Annotated in this window: 16 protein-coding genes and 1 pseudogene; 6 read left to right on the plus strand and 11 right to left on the minus strand. The window is 56.4% G+C overall.

The genetic code is table 11. The annotated features are described in order from the left end of the window. Positions 1 to 42: 42 nt before the first annotated feature. The 7 genes and pseudogenes from QTA57_RS10115 to QTA57_RS10140 form a co-directional block, all read right to left on the minus strand. Positions 43 to 423, minus strand: coding sequence for a response regulator (locus QTA57_RS10115; RefSeq protein ID WP_290151313.1), 381 nt, complete (start codon positions 421 to 423; stop codon positions 43 to 45). Between the two features lie 41 nt (positions 424 to 464). Next, on the minus strand, positions 465 to 761 hold the full coding sequence (locus QTA57_RS18605; protein WP_407933514.1) for an ATP-binding protein: 297 nt from the start codon (positions 759 to 761) through the stop codon (positions 465 to 467). Positions 762 to 1,045: 284 nt separating this feature from the next. Further along, a pseudogene (locus QTA57_RS10120) lies at positions 1,046 to 2,149 on the minus strand (PAS domain-containing protein); the annotation flags it as partial. A 135-nt stretch (positions 2,150 to 2,284) separates the two neighbouring features. Further along, positions 2,285 to 4,318 carry an ATP-binding protein gene (locus tag QTA57_RS10125; RefSeq protein ID WP_290151315.1) on the minus strand — a complete coding sequence of 678 codons (2,034 nt, stop codon included), beginning with the start codon at positions 4,316 to 4,318 and terminating at the stop codon, positions 2,285 to 2,287. A gap of 407 nt (positions 4,319 to 4,725) precedes the next feature. Beyond that, positions 4,726 to 6,159: an aldehyde dehydrogenase family protein gene (locus QTA57_RS10130; RefSeq protein WP_290151316.1), complete on the minus strand. Its 1,434-nt coding sequence runs from the start codon at positions 6,157 to 6,159 to the stop codon at positions 4,726 to 4,728. A gap of 70 nt (positions 6,160 to 6,229) precedes the next feature. Beyond that, complete coding sequence (locus QTA57_RS10135) at positions 6,230 to 7,198, minus strand: NAD(P)-dependent oxidoreductase (protein ID WP_290151317.1); 969 nt, start codon at positions 7,196 to 7,198, stop codon at positions 6,230 to 6,232. Between the two features lie 62 nt (positions 7,199 to 7,260). After that, positions 7,261 to 7,728, minus strand: a complete 468-nt coding sequence (locus QTA57_RS10140; protein WP_290151318.1) for a cupin domain-containing protein — start codon at positions 7,726 to 7,728, stop codon at positions 7,261 to 7,263. A 122-nt stretch (positions 7,729 to 7,850) separates the two neighbouring features. On the opposite strand from QTA57_RS10140, the gene QTA57_RS10145 reads away from it, so the two are divergent. Together QTA57_RS10145 and QTA57_RS10150 are read left to right on the plus strand one after the other, a co-directional pair. After that, the gene (locus QTA57_RS10145) at positions 7,851 to 8,753 is read left to right on the plus strand and encodes a LysR substrate-binding domain-containing protein (protein WP_290151319.1); all 903 of its coding nucleotides are present in this window, start codon (positions 7,851 to 7,853) and stop codon (positions 8,751 to 8,753) included. Positions 8,754 to 9,151: 398 nt separating this feature from the next. Next, positions 9,152 to 10,729, plus strand: a complete 1,578-nt coding sequence (locus tag QTA57_RS10150; protein ID WP_290151320.1) for a hypothetical protein — start codon at positions 9,152 to 9,154, stop codon at positions 10,727 to 10,729. A 32-nt stretch (positions 10,730 to 10,761) separates the two neighbouring features. On the opposite strand, the gene QTA57_RS10155 is transcribed toward QTA57_RS10150, so the two are convergent. Together QTA57_RS10155 and QTA57_RS10160 are read right to left on the minus strand one after the other, a co-directional pair. Next, complete coding sequence (locus tag QTA57_RS10155) at positions 10,762 to 11,547, minus strand: glycosyltransferase family protein (protein WP_290151321.1); 786 nt, start codon at positions 11,545 to 11,547, stop codon at positions 10,762 to 10,764. Between the two features lie 36 nt (positions 11,548 to 11,583). Then, positions 11,584 to 12,306 (minus strand): hypothetical protein, encoded by a 723-nt coding sequence (locus tag QTA57_RS10160; protein WP_290151322.1) that lies wholly within the window; start codon positions 12,304 to 12,306, stop codon positions 11,584 to 11,586. A gap of 301 nt (positions 12,307 to 12,607) precedes the next feature. On the opposite strand from QTA57_RS10160, the gene QTA57_RS10165 reads away from it, so the two are divergent. From QTA57_RS10165 to QTA57_RS10175, 3 genes are read left to right on the plus strand one after another with little or no spacing between them, the layout of a single operon-like run. Further along, the gene (locus tag QTA57_RS10165) at positions 12,608 to 12,964 is read left to right on the plus strand and encodes a hypothetical protein (RefSeq protein ID WP_290151323.1); all 357 of its coding nucleotides are present in this window, start codon (positions 12,608 to 12,610) and stop codon (positions 12,962 to 12,964) included. Between the two features lies 1 nt (position 12,965). After that, positions 12,966 to 13,847: a CsgG/HfaB family protein gene (locus QTA57_RS10170; RefSeq protein WP_145216620.1), complete on the plus strand. Its 882-nt coding sequence runs from the start codon at positions 12,966 to 12,968 to the stop codon at positions 13,845 to 13,847. A 19-nt stretch (positions 13,848 to 13,866) separates the two neighbouring features. Beyond that, on the plus strand, positions 13,867 to 14,295 hold the full coding sequence (locus QTA57_RS10175; protein WP_290151324.1) for a hypothetical protein: 429 nt from the start codon (positions 13,867 to 13,869) through the stop codon (positions 14,293 to 14,295). 31 nt (positions 14,296 to 14,326) lie between these two features. On the opposite strand, the gene QTA57_RS10180 is transcribed toward QTA57_RS10175, so the two are convergent. Continuing rightward, a complete protein-coding gene (locus QTA57_RS10180) occupies positions 14,327 to 15,493 on the minus strand; it encodes a hypothetical protein (protein WP_290151325.1) in 1,167 nt (388 codons plus the stop codon). Positions 15,494 to 15,575: 82 nt separating this feature from the next. After that, positions 15,576 to 17,351, minus strand: coding sequence for a hypothetical protein (locus QTA57_RS10185; protein ID WP_290151326.1), 1,776 nt, complete (start codon positions 17,349 to 17,351; stop codon positions 15,576 to 15,578). 608 nt (positions 17,352 to 17,959) lie between these two features. On the opposite strand from QTA57_RS10185, the gene QTA57_RS10190 reads away from it, so the two are divergent. Then, on the plus strand, positions 17,960 to 18,613 hold the full coding sequence (locus tag QTA57_RS10190) for a response regulator transcription factor (RefSeq protein ID WP_290151327.1): 654 nt from the start codon (positions 17,960 to 17,962) through the stop codon (positions 18,611 to 18,613). Positions 18,614 to 18,675 lie beyond the last annotated feature (62 nt).

Consider the following 18,675-nt stretch of genomic DNA (forward strand, 5'->3'; position numbering starts at 1 on the left):
AGCCTCAATGGCGGTCAAGCTCATGGCGACCGCCTGAGTTGTTCAGAGCTTGGCCCAGGCCGCGCGGATTTGCGCGCCAAGGGTCATCGGGTCGAAGGGTTTTGTGATCACAGCTAAGGCCCCGGTTTCCAACAATTCTTGCGAAAGCGAATCTTCGGCCTTCGCGGTCATGAAGATCGTTGGAGTCTCGGCGTAGCCGGGCAGGGCCTTTACCTTCGCCCACAGATCGGGTCCGGTCATTCCGGGCATCATCACATCCAGCAGCAGCAATTGCGGGGCAACGCCTTCGATTTTTTCGAGTGCATCAGGGCCGGAGTTGCATTGATGCAAGGTGAAACTGTCGACCATCTCAAGCGCCATCCGGGCGATCTCAAGGATGTCTTCATCGTCATCAACATGTAGAATCGTTGTTAAATCAGACACTTGTATCTTCTCCGGTTGGAACGTGATTGGGGACGTGTCGCTCAGGCGACCGCAGATTGAGGCGCGTCATCGATATCCTCTTGCGAGGCACTGTGCTTGGCCAGTTCGAAGTAGAAGACGCTGCCTTTCCCGAGTTCGGTCTCAAACGCGATTCGTCCGCCGTGACGCTGGATGATTTTTTTGCTGATTGTCAGGCCAAGGCCAGTACCGGGACGGGACTGTTCTTGCACATCTTCGACCTGGAAGAAGCTGTCGAACAGCGTCTTGTGCGCCGACTCGGGGATACCAGGCCCATGATCTTCAACGCAGACCCGCCAAGCCCCGGCGCAGTCTTGAATATAGAGATTAACGTCAGCGCCAGCGGGGAGAACTTGGCCGCGTTCGACATTAGGTTCGACATCACCTGCATGAGGCGTGCTGAGTCGCCGTGTACTTCAGCCGCGCTGCCCCAGTCGTTGACAACGAAATGGACCTGACATTCTTCACCATAGCCAGCGTTGGCTTCGGCGGCTTCGCGGAGCAAATCGCGCAGGTCGAGCGTGGATTGCGAGAAGTCCATTTCGCCGGAGTCCAGCTTCTCCAAAACCAAGATGTCGTTAACGATCTCGAGAAGGCGGTCGCTATTGCGATGGGCGACAGAAATCATACGGGCGATCTCAGGGCCGAGCTCCCCTAACGCACCGGACTCAATCAGACGCAGCGCACCTTTGATGGATGTTAGGGGCGTCCGCAATTCGTGGCTGACCATTGAGACCGAGTTCAATTTCAAACGTTCTGATTGCTTACGTTCCGTAATGTCGCGCACCACCGAAATGAGTGTCGGTTTGCCATCGGGTCCAGCATCGATATGGGTCAGTATCTCGATTGGCCCCTGATCATGGACAACTTCAATCGTGACTTCTTTTGCGTCGCCGTTCAGCAGGGGGGCCAGATACCGTTCGAAGAGACCTTTGTCGAACTTAGTGAAGGTGTCGAACATATGCTTACCTTCGATCTCTCCTGTCGACCATCCAAGGCGCTTTCGACCATTTTTGTTCACATAGATGATTTCAAAGGTCTCGGGGTCATAAACAATGACGCCGTCGGGAAGGCCCTCGATCACCGCATTACGCCCTTCGCTGGCCGCTTCGGCGCGAGCATGTGTCAGATCCGTGCGGATCGAAATGCTATCGGTATGCGTGCCTGATTTGTCGAAACGGGGAATGATCGTCGTGTGGACCCGAACGATCCGTCTGTCCTTTGTAATTAGGCACTGTTCACCCTGCCAGGCGCCGCCTTTGGAGACGACCTCGAAGACCTCGCGAAAGCTGGCCTCGTCTTTAAACTCTCCATAGAGCATCGACGGAAGCTTGCCGATGACTTCTCTCGCATCATAGCCGAAAGTCTTCTCGAAGTTTTCGTTGATCTCTTTGATTCGGCCATCGGCATGGGCGACGCTCACGATTGTATGTTTGTTGAGCGCCTGCTCTCGCAGGTCAATGGCCTCATCGTAAGCACCTGAAAATGCCCAGTTATAGTCTGGATCAGTCGACTTTGCGTAGGCGATGCTTACAACAGTGATCAACGCAACCAGAGCGGAGGTAACAACGAACAACAGCATGAAACGTTCCGAGCCCGACGCGGTGATGGCTGGCACCCAGCTATAGAACAACATCGTCAGCCCCAGCGAGATCGCTGTGTTGCTCAAAACCAGAGCAAATAGGGAGATTTTTCGTATCCGTTTCATAGGTCTGCCTCGGTACTTCAACCACTCGTGCAACAATTCTAGTGCGGGCACTTTCTTTGTTGAAAACTTGCGCAACAATCGGGCCTAAATAAGACATAATAGCAATGGTAAAAGGCAATTGTCGGGCAATTGTGGTCAATGTGCTGCAGCACCTCGGGTCCTGATAGGGGCTGCAAGTTCTACACGAAATACACTTCCCTCGTCTTCGGTACTGGCAACGCTGATGGTACCACCTTGCATCTCTGCCAGGTGCTTCGCGATTGGCAACCCAAGCCCCACGCCGCCATGTCGGCGGCTGTTTGAGGCATCAAGTTGTCCAAAGCGTTCAAAGACATGCTTCAGGTCTGCCTGAGGAATGCCGCATCCGGTGTCTTCGACTTCGATCCAAGCTCGGCCTGGCGCCGATCTCGTCCGGACCGTTATCTGGCCCTCATCGGTGAACTTAATAGCATTCCCAATCAGGTTTCGAAGAATCTGGCTTAGTCTTTCGGGATCAGCTACAATTTCTTTCGCTTGGCTATCGATCTTAAACTCGATCTTCTTTTCCTTCGCCGTAGACTGGAATTGTTGCACGACCTCTCTGACAATTGGATCAAGTTCAACAGTTTCAACCGTTACTTGAAGGGTGCCTTCTTCGATCGCGGCCAAGTCCAGAATGCTTGTAATTAACCCTTTCAGGTGTTTGCCGGAAACCTCGATATGCTGTGAGAACTTTTCGATATCGCCCTTGAACTGCTTGATATGCTCCAGGGCGCCCGCAGCATTGTCGCTTTGGAGGTTTTGAACGGTCTTCTTGAAGCTCGGCAAAGAGTCCGGGTTTCGCAGGAAAGCATTGTACCCCAAAACAACGGTGAGTGGCGTCCGCAACTCATGACTGACAGTGTTCAAAAACTCGTTCTTTGCGGCATTTGCGGCTTCGGACTCGGCAAGAGCCTCCTTAAGCTCTGTAATGTCGACCCGGAAGCCAACCACGCTGCCCGATGGCGTTTTGCGTTCAACAATCCTCAGCCAGCGTCCATCAGCCAGATGCTGCTCCATAACCTCGCCGGGGTTGCGGTGGGCCTCTACGCGTTCGCGGATCCAGTCTTCCTCCTGACCTTCCGCTTGCGGGTACTGCCCTGTCTCGACGCCGTACCTAATAATATCTTCGAAACGGGTCCCGGGAACCATCCGTTCGGCAGACAAAGAGTAAAGGTCTTTGTATTTCTGATTGCACATCACCAAGCGGTCGGAGGAATCGTAGAGGGCGAACCCATCATCAAGGGCTGCAATCGCTTCGGAGAGCTGCGTTTCCGCCGCATCCTTTTTGTCAAAGGCCCACCTGAACACCCTCATCAAGATAAGCGAGGCGAAACACAATGCCAAAATCGTCGCCCAGAGCTGAACGCGGTTTGGCGGAGTCGTGACCCAGCCGTTTTCCGGAGCCATGGATAGAGTCCAATTGATGCCTGGGGCGACGACAGACGTTGAAACTGGGTCGAGGAATAGAACACTCTCCATCCCATTTAGGATGCTACCGTCCGCCGCTTGAACGACATAGGCGAAACCGGCACCATCATTGGTGAGTCCTGCGGATCTAAAGAGGCCGTCGGCATCAATAACCAGCGATACGACGCCCCAAAAGCGATCCGCCGCATCGCTTGAGAAATATGCATCGCCTGATTCGTAGGCGTTGACAGCGGAGCGTGTGAGAAAGCCCCGCCCGCCTTGGACAAGATTAACAGGCCCGTCGATCACCGTCTCCCCGGTGTCAATGGCCCGCTGAACAGCGCCCATTAGGTCTGGCCGCTGACTGATATCCAGGCCAAGAGCCGCTTGGTTCGGAGCGAATGGGTATACATATTCAATGACCAGATCCGGGGCGGCGGCCACGTTGATCACATCATCGGTATTTCTCACCAGCTGGCCGACCACTCGTGCGAATTCCGCCGCCGACATATCGGGTTGCGCGGCGAATGCGGCCATGGCGCCCTCGGACACCAATATCTTCTCGTTTATCTCGCGCTCAAGCGCGGACTGGAATCCGTGATTGACCTCAAGCAATGCCAGCCGTTGATCGACACGGAACTGTTCCGAATTCTGCCTGTCGAGAACGACGCCAAAAACCAGCGCGATCAGAACCACCGCGATATAGCGCATATAAGGGCCTATTTGCTTCAAAAGCGTCATCGCTTTCCTAACGTTTTTCAAAGCCAGACGGCCACCGCGTTACCGCTCTTCGACTGGGCGCTTACAACCCATAGAAATCAATGGTGTCCAGAGAGGTTAACAAATCGTTAACAAAAGAGGTTTGTCACAGACCTCTGGTATGTTCTGGCCCTGGTATGGCGCATTTGTCCCATTTATTTCAGTGGCATGAAGAGCATGAGGCCCAATTGAAACTGTAAGTTCCATTAACGAGGTAGTGTGCTTGCCGCCATCGTCCACTGTCTCGTATATCAGGATCGTACGCGGCTGCGCTGGCATGATCACGCGTGCGGAATCGGCGTATTTGATCGGTCTATGATCGGAGTGGTCCCCTGTGGCCGGAATACGTTTCTCATGATCGACGTCGAACGGATTGTGTCGTGGCGTCGTCAGATGCGCGTGAGAGCGGGCCGGACCTTGACCTCCTGATAATCCTCTAACCCAAACAGGCCGCCCTCGCGACCGTTGCCTGATTGCTTGTACCCGCCAAAAGGCGAGCCGTAGTTCACGCCAATCCCGTTGATGGTCACCGTCCCGGCACGCAGTTGATCCGCCACGCGCTCCGCGCGCTTGATATCGCCGGTATGTAGATAGGCGGCTAGGCCGAAATCGGTATCATTCGCAATGGCGATCCCCTCCGCTTCGCTGTCGAAGGGGATGATGACCAGAACGGGGCCAAAGATTTCCTCGCGCGCGATCCGCATCTCATTGGTCACATCGGCAAAGATCGTGGGCCGGGCATACCAGCCGTCTTCCAGCCCCTCAGGCTTTCCAAGACCGCCAACCAATAGGCGCGCGCCTTCGTCGATGCCAACCTGGATCATGGCCTGCACACGGTCATATTGAATCTCGTCAAAGAGCGGTCCGATGTGGTCGCCCGGCTTTGCTGGGTCTTCCACGATTTGCGCGGCCCCGGCGTGGGCGACCAATTCCAGAACCTGATCATAACAACTGCGCTCGACCAGCAGCCGGGTTGGCGCATCGCAAGATTGACCGGCATTGTAGAAACACCCTGCGACTGACGTGGAAACGGCGGCCTCAAGATCGGCGTCGGCGAAGATCAGATTGGGGGATTTGCCGCCCAGTTCCAGTGTGACGCGCTTGACGGTATCAGCGGCGTCTTTTGTGACCTGAACACCCGCGCGGGTCGAGCCTGTGAAAGACATCATGTCGACATCCGGGTGATGCGACAGGGCGGTGCCCACCGTGGGGCCGTCGCCGAAGACCATGTTGAAGACGCCCGGCGGGTAGCCCGCCTCATCCACGAACTCGGCGAAGAGCGCAGCAGAGAGCGGTGTATACTCCGAGGGTTTCAGAATGCAGGTCGACCCGGTCGCCAGCGCCGGAACCGCCTTCAAAACGATCTGGTTGATCGGCCAGTTCCACGGGCAGATCAGGCCGCAGACGCCGATCGGCTCGCGGATCAGAACATCGGAGTTCGGCAGGGTCTCGCGCTCGGGCTGCTGTTGCAGCGCGTCGATGAAGGCCCAGATATGGTCCATGCCGCAAGCGGCCTGCACCTCGCGGGACATGGTGATGGGGGCCCCCATTTCGGTGGTGATCGCCTGGGCCATCTCCTCCAGCCGGTCGCTGAACACTTGCGCCAGCTTTTCCAGCAAAGCGATGCGAGCATCCTTCGGTGTTCTAGAAAAGCTGTCAAAAGCGCGGCGTGCGGCAGCCGCCGCGCGATTCACATCCTCCGCAGATCCCAGCATCACCTCGCCGATCTGGGTGATGTTGGCCGGATTTTTGATCGGAAAGGGGGTGGCCGAGATCGGTGCGACCCACGCGCCATCGATATAGAACCTGTTCAGCTTTATCATTTGTCTATGGCCTCCCGTTGATAGGCGCGCAGAGGTCGGAACCGGCTCCCTTTGCGGATCTTGACGCCGCTTACTCAGCCGCGCGCCGGGCGGCGGGCACCACCTCATAGCCGGGCTCTTCGGGTTCATCATCGGTCATCTCGTCGGGGAAGCCCTCGGCCAGGATCGACAATCCGGTGGCATCTTCCAGTCGCCGGATGATGTTGGGCGACAACTCGCGCGGGCCATAGCGCGCAATGCCATCGTCAAAGATATCAACCATCAGCGGGCTGATCTCCAACGGTACGCCATTCTCTTCGGCGATCTTCTGAAACAGACCGATATCCTTTTTTACCAGATCCATCGTGAAGGAGATATCGCGGCTGCCATTGAGGATGACTTGGCCTTCGGTTTCGGCAACGAAAGACGTGCCCGAGGAAATCGTGATCGCCTCATAGGTCGTGGCCAGGTCGATCCCGGCGGCTTTCATCGTGACCATGGCCTCAGCCAGGGTGATCAGGTTTGCCGTGGCCAGATAGTTGGTCATCACTTTCAGAACCGAGGCCGAACCGATCTCGCCCGTATGCAGCACACGACGGCCAAGCGTTGTCAGCATCGGCAACATCTGCTCGAACGTCTCGCGGTCGCAGCCTGCGAAGATCGAGATATTGCCGGTTGCCGCGCGATGACAGCCGCCGGAGACTGGGCATTCGATGGGCGCGGCCCCTTTGGCCCGCACCAGATCGGCGATCCGTTTGACCTCGGTCTCGTCGGTGGTGGACATCTCGGCCCAAATCGTGTCAGCGCTGAGGCCCGCCAGAACACCATCCTCTGCCTCCATCACTTCCGAACAAGCGGCAGGCGAGGGCAGGCAGGTGATGATAACATCGCAGGTCTCTGCCAGTTCCTTGGGGCTATCGGCGCGGCTGGCCCCCTGGGCGACAAACTCCTGAACCAGTTCTTCGTTCAGATCGCGGACCGTGAGGTCAAAGCCGTTGCGCAAAATGGACCCGGCCAGTTTGCCGCCGACATTGCCAAGACCAATAAAACCAACCTTCATGTCGTATTCCTTCTTATTCTAAGCTGCCACCCCCGCGCGTTTCGCGCGAAGGCGGTTGCGGCCTACGCCCGCTCATGGTCGGAAAAGGTGTATTCGACCTCGTTGAATGCATTCCTCGCAAACCCATAGGCGAAGGAGACGCCGTCTATGCCCGCCGCGAAGCTGTGTTCGGCATTGCCGGGAACATAAACGCCTGAGCCTCGGGTGACACGATGATCCGTCCCATCAATTGTCACGATGCCGGACCCCGAGAGTATGAAGTAGAATTCGGCTGGCGGGTGCCGATGGAGAGCCAGCACGCCGCCCGACGGGATCTGCGCAACGCCTAGGACCAATTCAGACGAGTCCATCCGATCGCTGGAGATCAATGTGCGCCAGGTTGCACCGCCATAATGCGGGCCGAACCCGCCTTCGATCGGCAGATCGTCCATATGGACCACATGCCGGCTGTCACTCAGACGTCCAACATAGTTGTCATTCGCGGCGGCCTCCGAGGCAAAGATCTCGGTCTCGAGCGGTGGTGCTGACATGTCACTTCCTCCCATTGCGATACCCATCGCAGACATGATTTCGAAGCGATATTTGATCGATTGAAAGCGAAAGAGAAACGAATAATAATCGAGTTTATGTACAAAATTTTTTGGGTATAAAAATGCAGACGCGATCCCCGAACCTGACCTGGCTGCGCAGCTTCGAGGCGGCGGCGCGGCTGCTGAATTTCACCGAAGCGGGACGGGAGCTTGGCCTGACACAGACCGCGATCAGCTTGCATATCAAGTCTCTCGAAGCGACCTTGGGTTGCCAGTTGTTCATACGCAAGGCACGCCATCTGTCGCTCAGCGCGATGGGGCAGGCCTATCTCCATTCGGTCAGCGAGGCTCTGACGAATATTGATCTGGCCACGACAAGCCTGTTTGGCCCGCTCGCCCGGCAAACGATCACGGTTCGCGCACCGATTTCGACAGCCGCCTTGTGGTTGGGGCCACATCTTCCCGCCTTCACCAAAGCACATCCGGGCATCAGTGTGCGTCTGATCTCGACCATTTGGGCGGCATCGATCTCCGATGAAGAGGTTGACGTCGATATCCGGCAGGGGGTCGGTCATTGGCCGGGGCTTGAGGTTGAGCAAATCTCGACGGAGTCCATTGTTCCTATTCGACCGAAAACCTCCCCAGTGGTTCAGGTTGGCGACCCGGCGTTCCAAGACATGCCGCTCATTCAAATTCTCGGATATGAGGATATGTGGGATCGGTATCTCTCGGCCCATGGGCTTGAGGCGCTGACCTCCAAACCGACGCTGATCGTCGATACAACAGCGGTCGCAATCGCCATGGTCGCCGCGGGCGGGGGGCATGCGGCGATACAAACCCGCTTTGCGACAAGTGCGATTGCCGCTGGTATGGACATCTCCATCGCCGGGGACCCCGCCCCGTTCCACCAGTCACATTTCCTGATCCGCCGGAAAACCCAACGCCAGCAAAGGCCCGAGGTCGAGATTTTCAGAGAGTGGCTCAGGTCGATTTTCTCCGATACCGCGCCGGGTCCTGTGCTCTAAGGCTGCTAATATCGCGCGAGAGATCGGGCCTATCGTGTTTCCAGAGCGGGGCGAAAGGCATGCCGTATTAGGAGCGCGCGGTTATCCGGTCCAAGACAGGGGCTTGCTACCCGGTGCGATGTAGACATTGATTGCAATGGAATGGACCACCTCTGTGCTTGATCACGTGGGTAGGCAGAGGGCATGTAGGGAACATTGTGATGTGGATGAACGGAGCAGAGCTGCGATGCAACATTTGGCGCACCAGCCAAGGGGGACATGACATCGCTTAAGACGGTCGGTTTGCGGCGTGCGCCTGTCGCAGAAGATCTGGATCATGCGGCGGATGGCTTCATCAGTCATGCTGTTGATTTCTAAAAATATTTCGGGAATATTTGCCAATTGAGCAAACGAGACAGATGACCGACTTGAAGCGAAAAATCATTATCCATATCGGCCCGCATAGGACTGGCTCGACGGCTCTGCAGCGTTACCTGATGCAGAACCAAGACGCGCTCGCCGAGCATGATGTCGGTGTTTTGCACGACAAGCGCACCCATGAAGCGGCGCTGCGGCTGGCTCGAAAGGATTTTGAACAGGCGCGTGAGCTTTTGGGCATGATCCGTCAGGATTGCGATCAACTGGGCACAAGCCAAGTTATTCTGTCTCAAGAGGATTTTTCTGGTGATCTCGTCGGTCGGGGGCAGGGGCGGCGCGTCTATCCAACCCTTGCGAAGAACCTGCGCATCTTGACGGCGGCGTTTCCGGAGGACGATGTTTCGTTCTTGTTTTTTCGGCGGCAGGAGGGTGAATGGCTCAGGAGCTGCTACGCTCAACACGTCAAGTATCGTGACAGGTTTTCAAGCCTCGAAGAGTTCATTGGCTTCATAAAAGAACCGCTCAACTGGGCCTCAGTGTTGGCACCTGCTGTCGAATATGCGCAAGAGCGGCTTGTGATTGCGGACTACCAGAAAGACAACCCAACACGCTGCGTTCAGGAACTGTTCCGCATTCTCGATCTCCCGCATGACCAACTCGGCATGGGGCAAGATGAACCTCGGGCGAATGCATCCGCGTCGCCACAACTGCTCACAGAGTTGGAACGGGTCAATCAACTGGCCTCGATGCGGAAGCTGGTCCCAATCTACAAGAAACGGATGGCCCGCCGGGAGCAGCTTGACGAGGAACCAGCCGCACCGGCTTCAGACACAGTGACTTGGCCGAGAGAGTTGCCCCGGCATGGACCCATCGGCCTTGAAGCGCTCTATGAACGTGTGCTGTTGCAAGTGCCGGAGCAGCCGAACTGTCCAGATATCTTGCCGGCAGCCGATTGCGACCTAGCGGAACTTGCGACCAAGATATTGCCCTCCGATGTGAGCTTGTCAGAAGAACCTAGAGCCAACATCGAAGATCAGGCCGAAATTCTGCGATATCATCTGCGCGGAAAGAGCGAACTCGCGTTTCTGAATGCTTTGGTCATCAGCTACTTACGGAGAGATACACCGCATACGGAGAAGGCCCGGGCGCTGTTCCAGCGTATCTGGACGGAAGCGGGCGAACAGCTCAGATATGAGTTGAGCACGCGATGGCTGATATCGACATTGCAGACGTTTCTCGACCATGGCGACAACGAAGCACAGAAGATTGTAGGTGCAGCCGGGTTTTTCTATGCAAATATGATCAAGATTTACGAAGGCGAACGCGCGCTTGAAGGACGGGCGCCAGATGAGACCTACGGGTCGCATGAACCGACGACGAAGAACATGTTCCGCGGCCTCGATCGCTATACGGTTGGGGGCACCGATCTGCTCCTAAACACAAACGCCAAGCTGTTGGAGCTTTGTATGCTTGATCAATCGGCGGGCGCGGTGCTGAGCGAGTTCCTTCTCCGGACCAAGCATAGCGGCACCGTTTTCTCCAGATTTGACGACACCCGAAAGGCAGCGGATATCTCTATCCCGAATTTTGCGGATACTTGGAGCTTCTTCGAAGAGTAGAGTCCGCTAAGGTGACATGCCGACCGGTCGCCCTAGGCATGCACTTTCTCAAAGAAGGCCTTGTTGAGCGCGCGGTGTTCTTCCAACTCGCTCGGATACGCAACCGCCTGGCTGATCATGTCGCGCCAATTTTCGAAGGTCGCGTAGGTTGGCGGGTTCTGGAACGTGTGAAACTTCGCCCCAAACGGGATGCAGACGACACGCCGCCCAAGGAGCTGCGCCCAGTAGGTGCCATGATACGAGTTGGTGACAATGACTTCACCAGCGGACAGAAATCGCACAACACTTTCCAACTCATTAAACCGATTGGTCAGAATGCTGAGGCCGGGATCATTCAGCAGGTCTTCCGGCGTTTTCCGACGGTGCAAAAAGAGCACGGTTTCCTGCGTCGGGTTTGGTGGGTTATCAAACGCCGGGCTCAAACAACTGGCACAGGGAACGAAGTCGAACACCGAGCTCCAATTGTGGTCACGCGTCGAAAAATGTGTGAATCGATCTGCAAAATCAGATACTTCCGCATCTCGACGACCTGGCGCAGGAAGACCGATGCCCCAGGCGGCTGTTATTTTTGACCGTCTGAATGCACGGCCCCGGGAATACTTGTTGGCAACGTCGAAGACATTGCCGCCGCCGATCACGGTCAAGTCTGCCCGTCTGGGCGGATCAGAGTAGCCAGCGCTGGTCACGTCTTTGAACGGAAGATACAAATCGGGCGCGCAGTAGTGATCCCCGACGTTGTCCGCACCCATGTGATGGACAACACGCGTATTCAGAATCTGCTGATCTTGTTCGCGGTTTCTAGGCCAGAGTGCGAACATCGATCCCAAGCCTGTCTTCGACGCTCTCAATGTCGGTCATGAAAAAATCAGCCGCCGCTTGCGACATCGCTTCGGGGATAGAGGCCCGGTGTTTTGGCATATTGTCTGTTTCAAGCGCTTCATTGAGCGTCTCTTCGGAGAACCGGACAGCAGTCGATCCAGGGCTGAAAAAAGCCGCGCAATATCAGCTTCGTCGCTCGGAAATCTGGGCGCGACCCAGACCCGGATCATGGCCGGGTCGAGTCCGTCAAACAATCTCGCGATCGTCTCGTACCAGGAGTATTGGTTCGGTGCGGTCAGCATCGGGTTGTTCGGCAACGGGCACATTTCGCGCTCTGCCAAAACGCGCGCCCATGTCGCCGCATCCGACACGACGATGTTGAAATGCAGTTCATGACCCGAGAAAACTGACAGAAGATTCTGCACCCGACCTGCGCCAGCCATATACAGTTTTCGACCGCGAAAGATCGCACTGTCAGAACAAAGCAGGTTATGTCGGCTAAGGACAAAGAGGTCTTCTTGCCGGTCGTGCCGGTTCATCTCTTGCAGTAGCTTAGAGTTCTGAGCCTCCGCGATAAATGCATCCTGCGCAGAGCTATCGGTTGAATTGACGGCCTTCCGCAACTGGAGGCGATATTGGCTCGGCGTGATGGGGACGATCTGACGTTTTCGGAGATTTCTGCGTTCGGCCTTGGCTGCGACCTCAAGGTACCGAGGTAGTATCCCATGGGCCCCGAAGTGAATGTTTACATCTGCCACGAACCGACCCTCTTGCCGTTCACTCAATCAAATGCCGCTGATTTCCCCGATCCATGCGGACAGCACTGTGGCATCGGTGCACAAATGCCATGACTGACGGTGTGCTTCAAGGTTGGGCCCGTCTGATCAGAGTGTCTAAGTCGGCGCAGGCAGACAACAATCTCGCTCTTATTGCATTAGAGCAACGCGTTAAGGGGCTCACCAACTTTCTTCTTGCACCGTTAACCTTGTAAGCAGATCATGCAGCCAATAAATCGGGGGATTTAAGATGTTAAGACGAGCAGGAGCCCTGGCCCTTTTGATGGCCATCACAGGGGGCGTCGGCGCGCAGGCCAATGGATTTGGCGAGGCGCAAGGTTTTCAGTTCCGCAGTCCTGCGGAGCGCCAAACACTGATTTTGCAAGAGCAAGTTCGACTGCAGTTCAGGCAAGATGCGTCTGCCAGCGCATTGGGCGGTCAGGGTATTGGTCAGACAGGAAACCAGACCACAATCAACATTAATGGGAACGACAACAACATCCTTCTCGAACAGAACAACAATGGTGATCAGTCGATTGTCGAGGTCGATGGCGACAACAATGAGAATGTGACGTCAACGGTTAACAACGCAGATGAAGCGATCACCGGCGCGGCAGATGTGTTAACGGCAACTCCTTAACATGAAACCATTTTTGAGCATATTGGCACTTGGCCTATTGGCCGGGTGCGGAGCCTTACCTGACGAACTCAGCCCGCCGCAGCAGGACTATTTCGGCCCGCTGCCTGTGGCGAATGTGACGCCAGCGGATGCGGCGTTGCAATGTCTGTCCGAAACTCCGGAAGTACGCCGCAGCGGCGTGATTTTTGCGGTGCATGTTGTGTCAGACCTGACCCAACGGGTCAGTGTTGACGAAGTCGGATCCTATGTGCCGCGTGACGCCGCCTCGATGTTGGTGACGGCTTTGGAACGCGCGGGCGTGAATCAGGTTAACCGGATCAACACCGCCGTGTCGGAGTTTGAGATCGCGCTATCGCGGGAGCAAATCCTTGGTGATGGAGGCCCAACGCAGATCGAGGGGGAGACGGTGCCATACCGTCCGATCCGTCGCGGGTCCTTCCGCGGGTCGCGTTACGTGATCGACGGGTCGATCACACAGCTTGACTTCAACACATATTCGGAAGGCGCCGAGGTCGGCTTTTTCGGAGTTGGCGGCGGTCGTCGGGCATTTGCGCTGACCGTTGGAGCGGATCTTCGTGTGACCGATACCGTCTCGACCGAGATCATCATGAGCGAAAGCTATGCCAAGCAGGCGGTTGGTCGTGAAATCTATGGGTCGATCTTCCGGTTCTTCGATGACGAGCTTTTCGATTTGAACGTGGGTCGTGAGAACATCGAAGGTCTCCATGCTGGCATCCGCTGGCTGATGGCGGAGGCGGCTTACGATATTGTGAGCGAGGTCTTGAACCACAACGGCAGTTGCGATGCGCTTCTCCCCGAGAACTTCGGGTCCGGTCCTGAGGCAGCAGATGCATTGCGGGCGACGTTGGCCAGTGTTGAGTAAAGGTCGAAGCATCGCCGCGATGGCTGCCGCCCTGGTTTTCGCCACGGCTCAGCCGATATCTGCGCAGCAAACGGCAGAGGGGGCTGCGGCCCCCTTTGACCCGACGCCTTTCTTGACCGCGATGGTGGAGTATCGCCTGCTGGCATTCTCCTGTGAGGATGTGTTGCCCGGTTCACCGCTGGAGGGGTCAGAGCAGATCGCGCAGTATTTTGTCGATTTGGGGCAAGAGGCGCCGGTTGGAAGCGACGAGCAAATGGACCGCTTGGTATACGTGCTCATTCGGTCACAAGCCGCATCGATCTGTTCTGAGCGGCTGCTTGATGCGGCGCTCCAGTACGGCGAACAGGCTGTCATCTATGAGGATGCGAAGCCGGATTCATGGCCTTTGGCGCCATCCATTAATGCCGGGCCTTGGTGTGCAACAGAGAGTTGCTCAAACCTCAGATAGCAAAGATCGCTTTGGGATAATCGCTTAGGCCTTACCGGTCTATGGCGATGGCATTGCCGACCTGAACCTGACGACCGCTTCCCATCTCGCTCGACTGCGGGACGTTGCTCGTCTGTGTGGCCGTGACCGGCAGGGTCGAAACCGAGTCGGTGCTCCCATCAGGATTTCTGATATGAAGCACATTTACATAATTCTCTGCTACGTGGGTGTAGCTCGGAACTGCGGCGGTCAATGACGCCAGCGAGGTGTCCATCACGTTGTTTTCGACGATCTGTACCCCGTCCGAGAACTGCTCCAGTCCGGACACCTCAATCGCCGAAACGAAATTGGCGATGTTGATCCCCGACTGCGTGACGCTTTGGGGAAGGGCGTGCATGTCTTCCACCAAGATGTTGTTCATCACGATCTGCTCGCCGTTGAAAATCCGCACGACGTCTCTGACTTCATCCGAAATGAGGATGTTGCCGAGATTGATCCCCTCTTGAACGATAGTGCCGCGGGAGCCGCCGACGTTTTGGCCGATACCGGGGGCTATATCTGCAAACTGCTCGGGGATGTCCGAGATCGGGTCAAAGGGCGGCGTGTCTCCGGGCATCCCTGTTAACCGCACAAAATTGTCGATCGACTGGACGGAGTCGAAGGGAAACACCTGGGCGCCGGACCCGATTGAGATGTCAGCGACGACGATATTTGCTGTATTCCGCCCGGTTTGGGTCAAGGACCCCGGCGCAAAGCCCAAATTTGCCGCGTTCTCAACCGTTTGCATGCCACCCGGCCCGAACTGCTGCATCACGCTGTCGACGCGTTCGGCAATGATCACATTTGTCAGATTCTCGCCCGTCTGTGTCAGGGACCCGTTCAGAATGCTGAACTCGCCGCCGTCCAGAGTGTTGCCCGCCTCTTGCTGACCCGCGCTGACTTGTGCGGCGTCTTCCACAATGGTGGTTTGGGAAATCAGGACGTTTGCCGCGTTGGTGATCAGCTGCATGTTGTCTTGGCTAAGGGTGCCGCCGATGCCTGGCGCAAGCGTTGTCGTTGTGTCGATCTGTTCTGCGGGTGCAGTCAGATCAAGGGTGTTGAGCCCGATCTGACGTCCGTCGAAGAACTGCTCGATGACAGCTCCTGTTGGCTCATCGGCATGCGCGGCTGCAGCAACCAAGGCTGGAACGGCGAAGAATATGGCAGCGCGACGGAGCATTTAAAGGATCGCTTGTATCTGAGAAAATTCTTAGAAAAGAGAGTGGAGCGGCGATGGATACCGCCGCTCCGAAGGCTGTGGATCAGCTGTCCGAAGGCATACCGATCGAGTTGGCCACGTTGGTTGCAGCTTGGGTCACGCCCGAAACGGACGCAGTCGTTGCTGCAATGTTGGTGGACAACTGGAAGCCAGAGGCGGTCTGCGAGATATCGGTCGCGCCCAGGATATCCGGCAGTTCATTCGCGCTGATGACGTTCACCGCGTTGACGGCGCTCTGGTCGAGATTGACGATATCGCCGCTACCCGCGATGAAGAAGCTCGCCAGGTTTGGTACAGCGACGTTGCCAGCGACCTGCTGGACATACGCATCCTGAACAGTCACACCGCGCAGCTCATCAAGCGTGATGAGGTTTGCTGCGTTGGTGGCGGCCTGGGTCACATCAGTCAGACCGTCGCCATCTTCGCTGCCGAAGGACACGAAGTTGCCCGCCAACTGACCGGACAGACCGGACATATCGACGACCTGTGAGACAGCAACGCCGGTGCCACCTGGGGCACTGTCGTTGATATCGTCACCTGACAGCGAGTTGATGACGTTGGTCGCTGCCTGCGCCAGGTCGTAGACCGCCGCATCACCCAAACCAAATGCAACAACGTTTGTTGCGGTCTGATAGCCGCCGCTCCACCACTGACGCGCTCCGCCGAAGGTGCCGACACCCAAGTCGTTGAACTGAGCGATGTTAGCCGCGTTGGTGGCGTCTTGGGTCAAGCCGGTGATGGAGTCACCCATATCGACAAGGTTTCCGGCGCGCTGCACCAGGAACAGGCTGCGCTGGCCAATCGTGTCAATAATTGTGCCGCCCTCGCCACCAGACACCGAGTTGGTGACGTTGGTCGCGGTTTGCGCCACATCTTCAACCACATCGCCGTGGTCCGGGTTGCCAGGATAGACATCCGGACCCAGGATCATGTTGTAGGCGACCTGCTCAGAGAACACGGACCGCTGTCTCAGATCATCGCCGTCGCCAGTGATGCTGATCAGGTTGGCCGCGTTCACGGCTTCCTGAACGTTCAGGTCCAGATCGGTCACACGAAGATCGTCATAGACTTCGATCGTGTTGATTGCGCGCTGGTCGCTTCCGCGAATGCTCTGACGGACGTCATCCACATCCATCGCGGAGACGGAGTTTGCAACGTTCGTTGCGGATTGAACCACATCATCGAGGTCGTCGAAATAGTCATCACCAATCGCGTCGTTGGTTGCGAGTTGGCTACCGCCACGCATCCGCTGGCTCACATCCTCGGTCAACTCCGTTGTTGGTGCGTTGACCAAGTTAGCGGCGTTGATGGCCGTTTGATCGATGTTGATCGAGTCGCCATCGTAGAACACGGCGTTCGCGGCTTCTTGATCGGTGAAGCGCGCACGCTGGCGAATGGTTTCAACCGATGCGCCGGAGTCCATGCTGAGGCTGTTCAGGACGTTGGTGGCGGCCTGAGTTACATTCTCGAAACCGTCAAACGGACCTTCCGGATCATAGAGACCGTCGGTCGAGTTGACGTAGTTGGTGGCTGTTTGGCCAACGCCGCGCGCCGACTGATAGATGTCGTCAAGCGAGTCGGGACCGCGCGAGATGATGTTCCCGGCATTGGTCGCCGTTTGGTCAATATCGACACCGCCATCAGCGGCGTAGACCGCGTTCAATGCGTTCTGAACGCCATAAAGGATTTGGTCGATATCGGTTTCGTCCGCCAGCGCTGGCGAAGCCGCCAGCACGAACGACACCGCTGTCGTTGTGAGATACTTATGCATTGTGTCTACCCTCTTAGCCAAAGCAGGCTTTGGTGAACCAATGGGCACGAAGCCCGGTTAGAGCGCAGACCCAGTGAGTCCGCGTCCAGATTGTCTTGGTCGCTCGGGTGTAGTGTTCAAACGTCGTCTTCGTGTTGCACGGTTAGCTAAGCAGGCGTGTGCAACGTCATTGAAAAAATAGTTCTAGCAATATCACCCAAGAAACCTGGCCTTGCGGCACGGCTTCGATGACACCACCAAGGGTTTTGACCGAACAGTCAGGAAATTCCCGTCAGGAAAATCCTTACAAGCTTTTTAGACAGGTTGACATTTGATGCTGAAGGGCGGGTCAGGTGCGAATCTGACCTAGCGTCATGTTTTGGTCAAAGAAGTGGCCCAAAACATCAAAAAAACCGCGCAACACCTTCAAAACAGAAAGATAAAAACACTTAGTTTCCGCACCGTGGACAGAAAGTGTGCTTGGATGAGTCTTAACGAATCGTAAAATTGTGTTAAGAAGAAGGCATAAATTTGACGATTAACACTAAGATTGCGGCACATGGTGCTGGTCGGCGGGTTCTCTCTGAAACGCCGTTTTTCAGTTGCGACTTTATGCCGACGGCATCGCGCCTCGGCGCTTGGATTTTTTGAGACGAGCCTTGCCTGGGGAGGGCGATATGAGCGGCAATTCACCCTTGGTTTCTGTGGATGTGCATTCCGATGTTGGCCCGCAAATCCTTGTGGTTGAGAGCGACCCGGGTTTGGCGGCTGAACTGACGGCACAGCTACGGCGCCTCGATGGGGTGAGCGCGGTTCTTTCGGTGGAAACCCTCGAAGACGCGCAAGCGCATATCTGCGCTGGCGAGATCGATATCGTTGTTTTTGACCCGGTCCTTCTGGATGATCCGGTTGTCGATGGTGAATGTGTCTTGGACTCCCCAAAACTGTCCTGCGTGTTCTTCTCATCTTTGGATGCGGCCAGATTGGCCCTGGCGCGGACGCGGATCGGTGTCGCTGGCGTGGTTGAGCGCAACCGTGGGATCAAGGCGCTATGCGACCATGTTGCGGAAATCTTTGAGGGTCAGACCGATGACAAGGTGCCGTTGAGCGGCACGCAGCGGAATAGACGCGTGCTTCTGAGCCGTCGGGAGCGGCAGGCGGCGCAGTGCCTTGGTCAAGGCTACACTCTGAAAGAGACCGCTGTGCAGATGAAGATCAACCCCAAGACGGTCGAGACGTATAAGAGCCGCGCGCTTGCAAAGCTCGGCGTGTCGTCTCGTGCAGAACTGGTTGGTCTGGTCGCATTCGGTCGGTTCCCTGACCCGTCTTAGGGGACGTTTCTCACATCAATCTTCTTCTCAAGCGCTGAGCGAACCAGGCTCGAACAGGGCGT

Source organism: Fontisubflavum oceani (assembly GCF_030407165.1).
GTDB classification, from domain to species: Bacteria; Pseudomonadota; Alphaproteobacteria; order Rhodobacterales; family Rhodobacteraceae; genus Rhodophyticola; species Rhodophyticola oceani.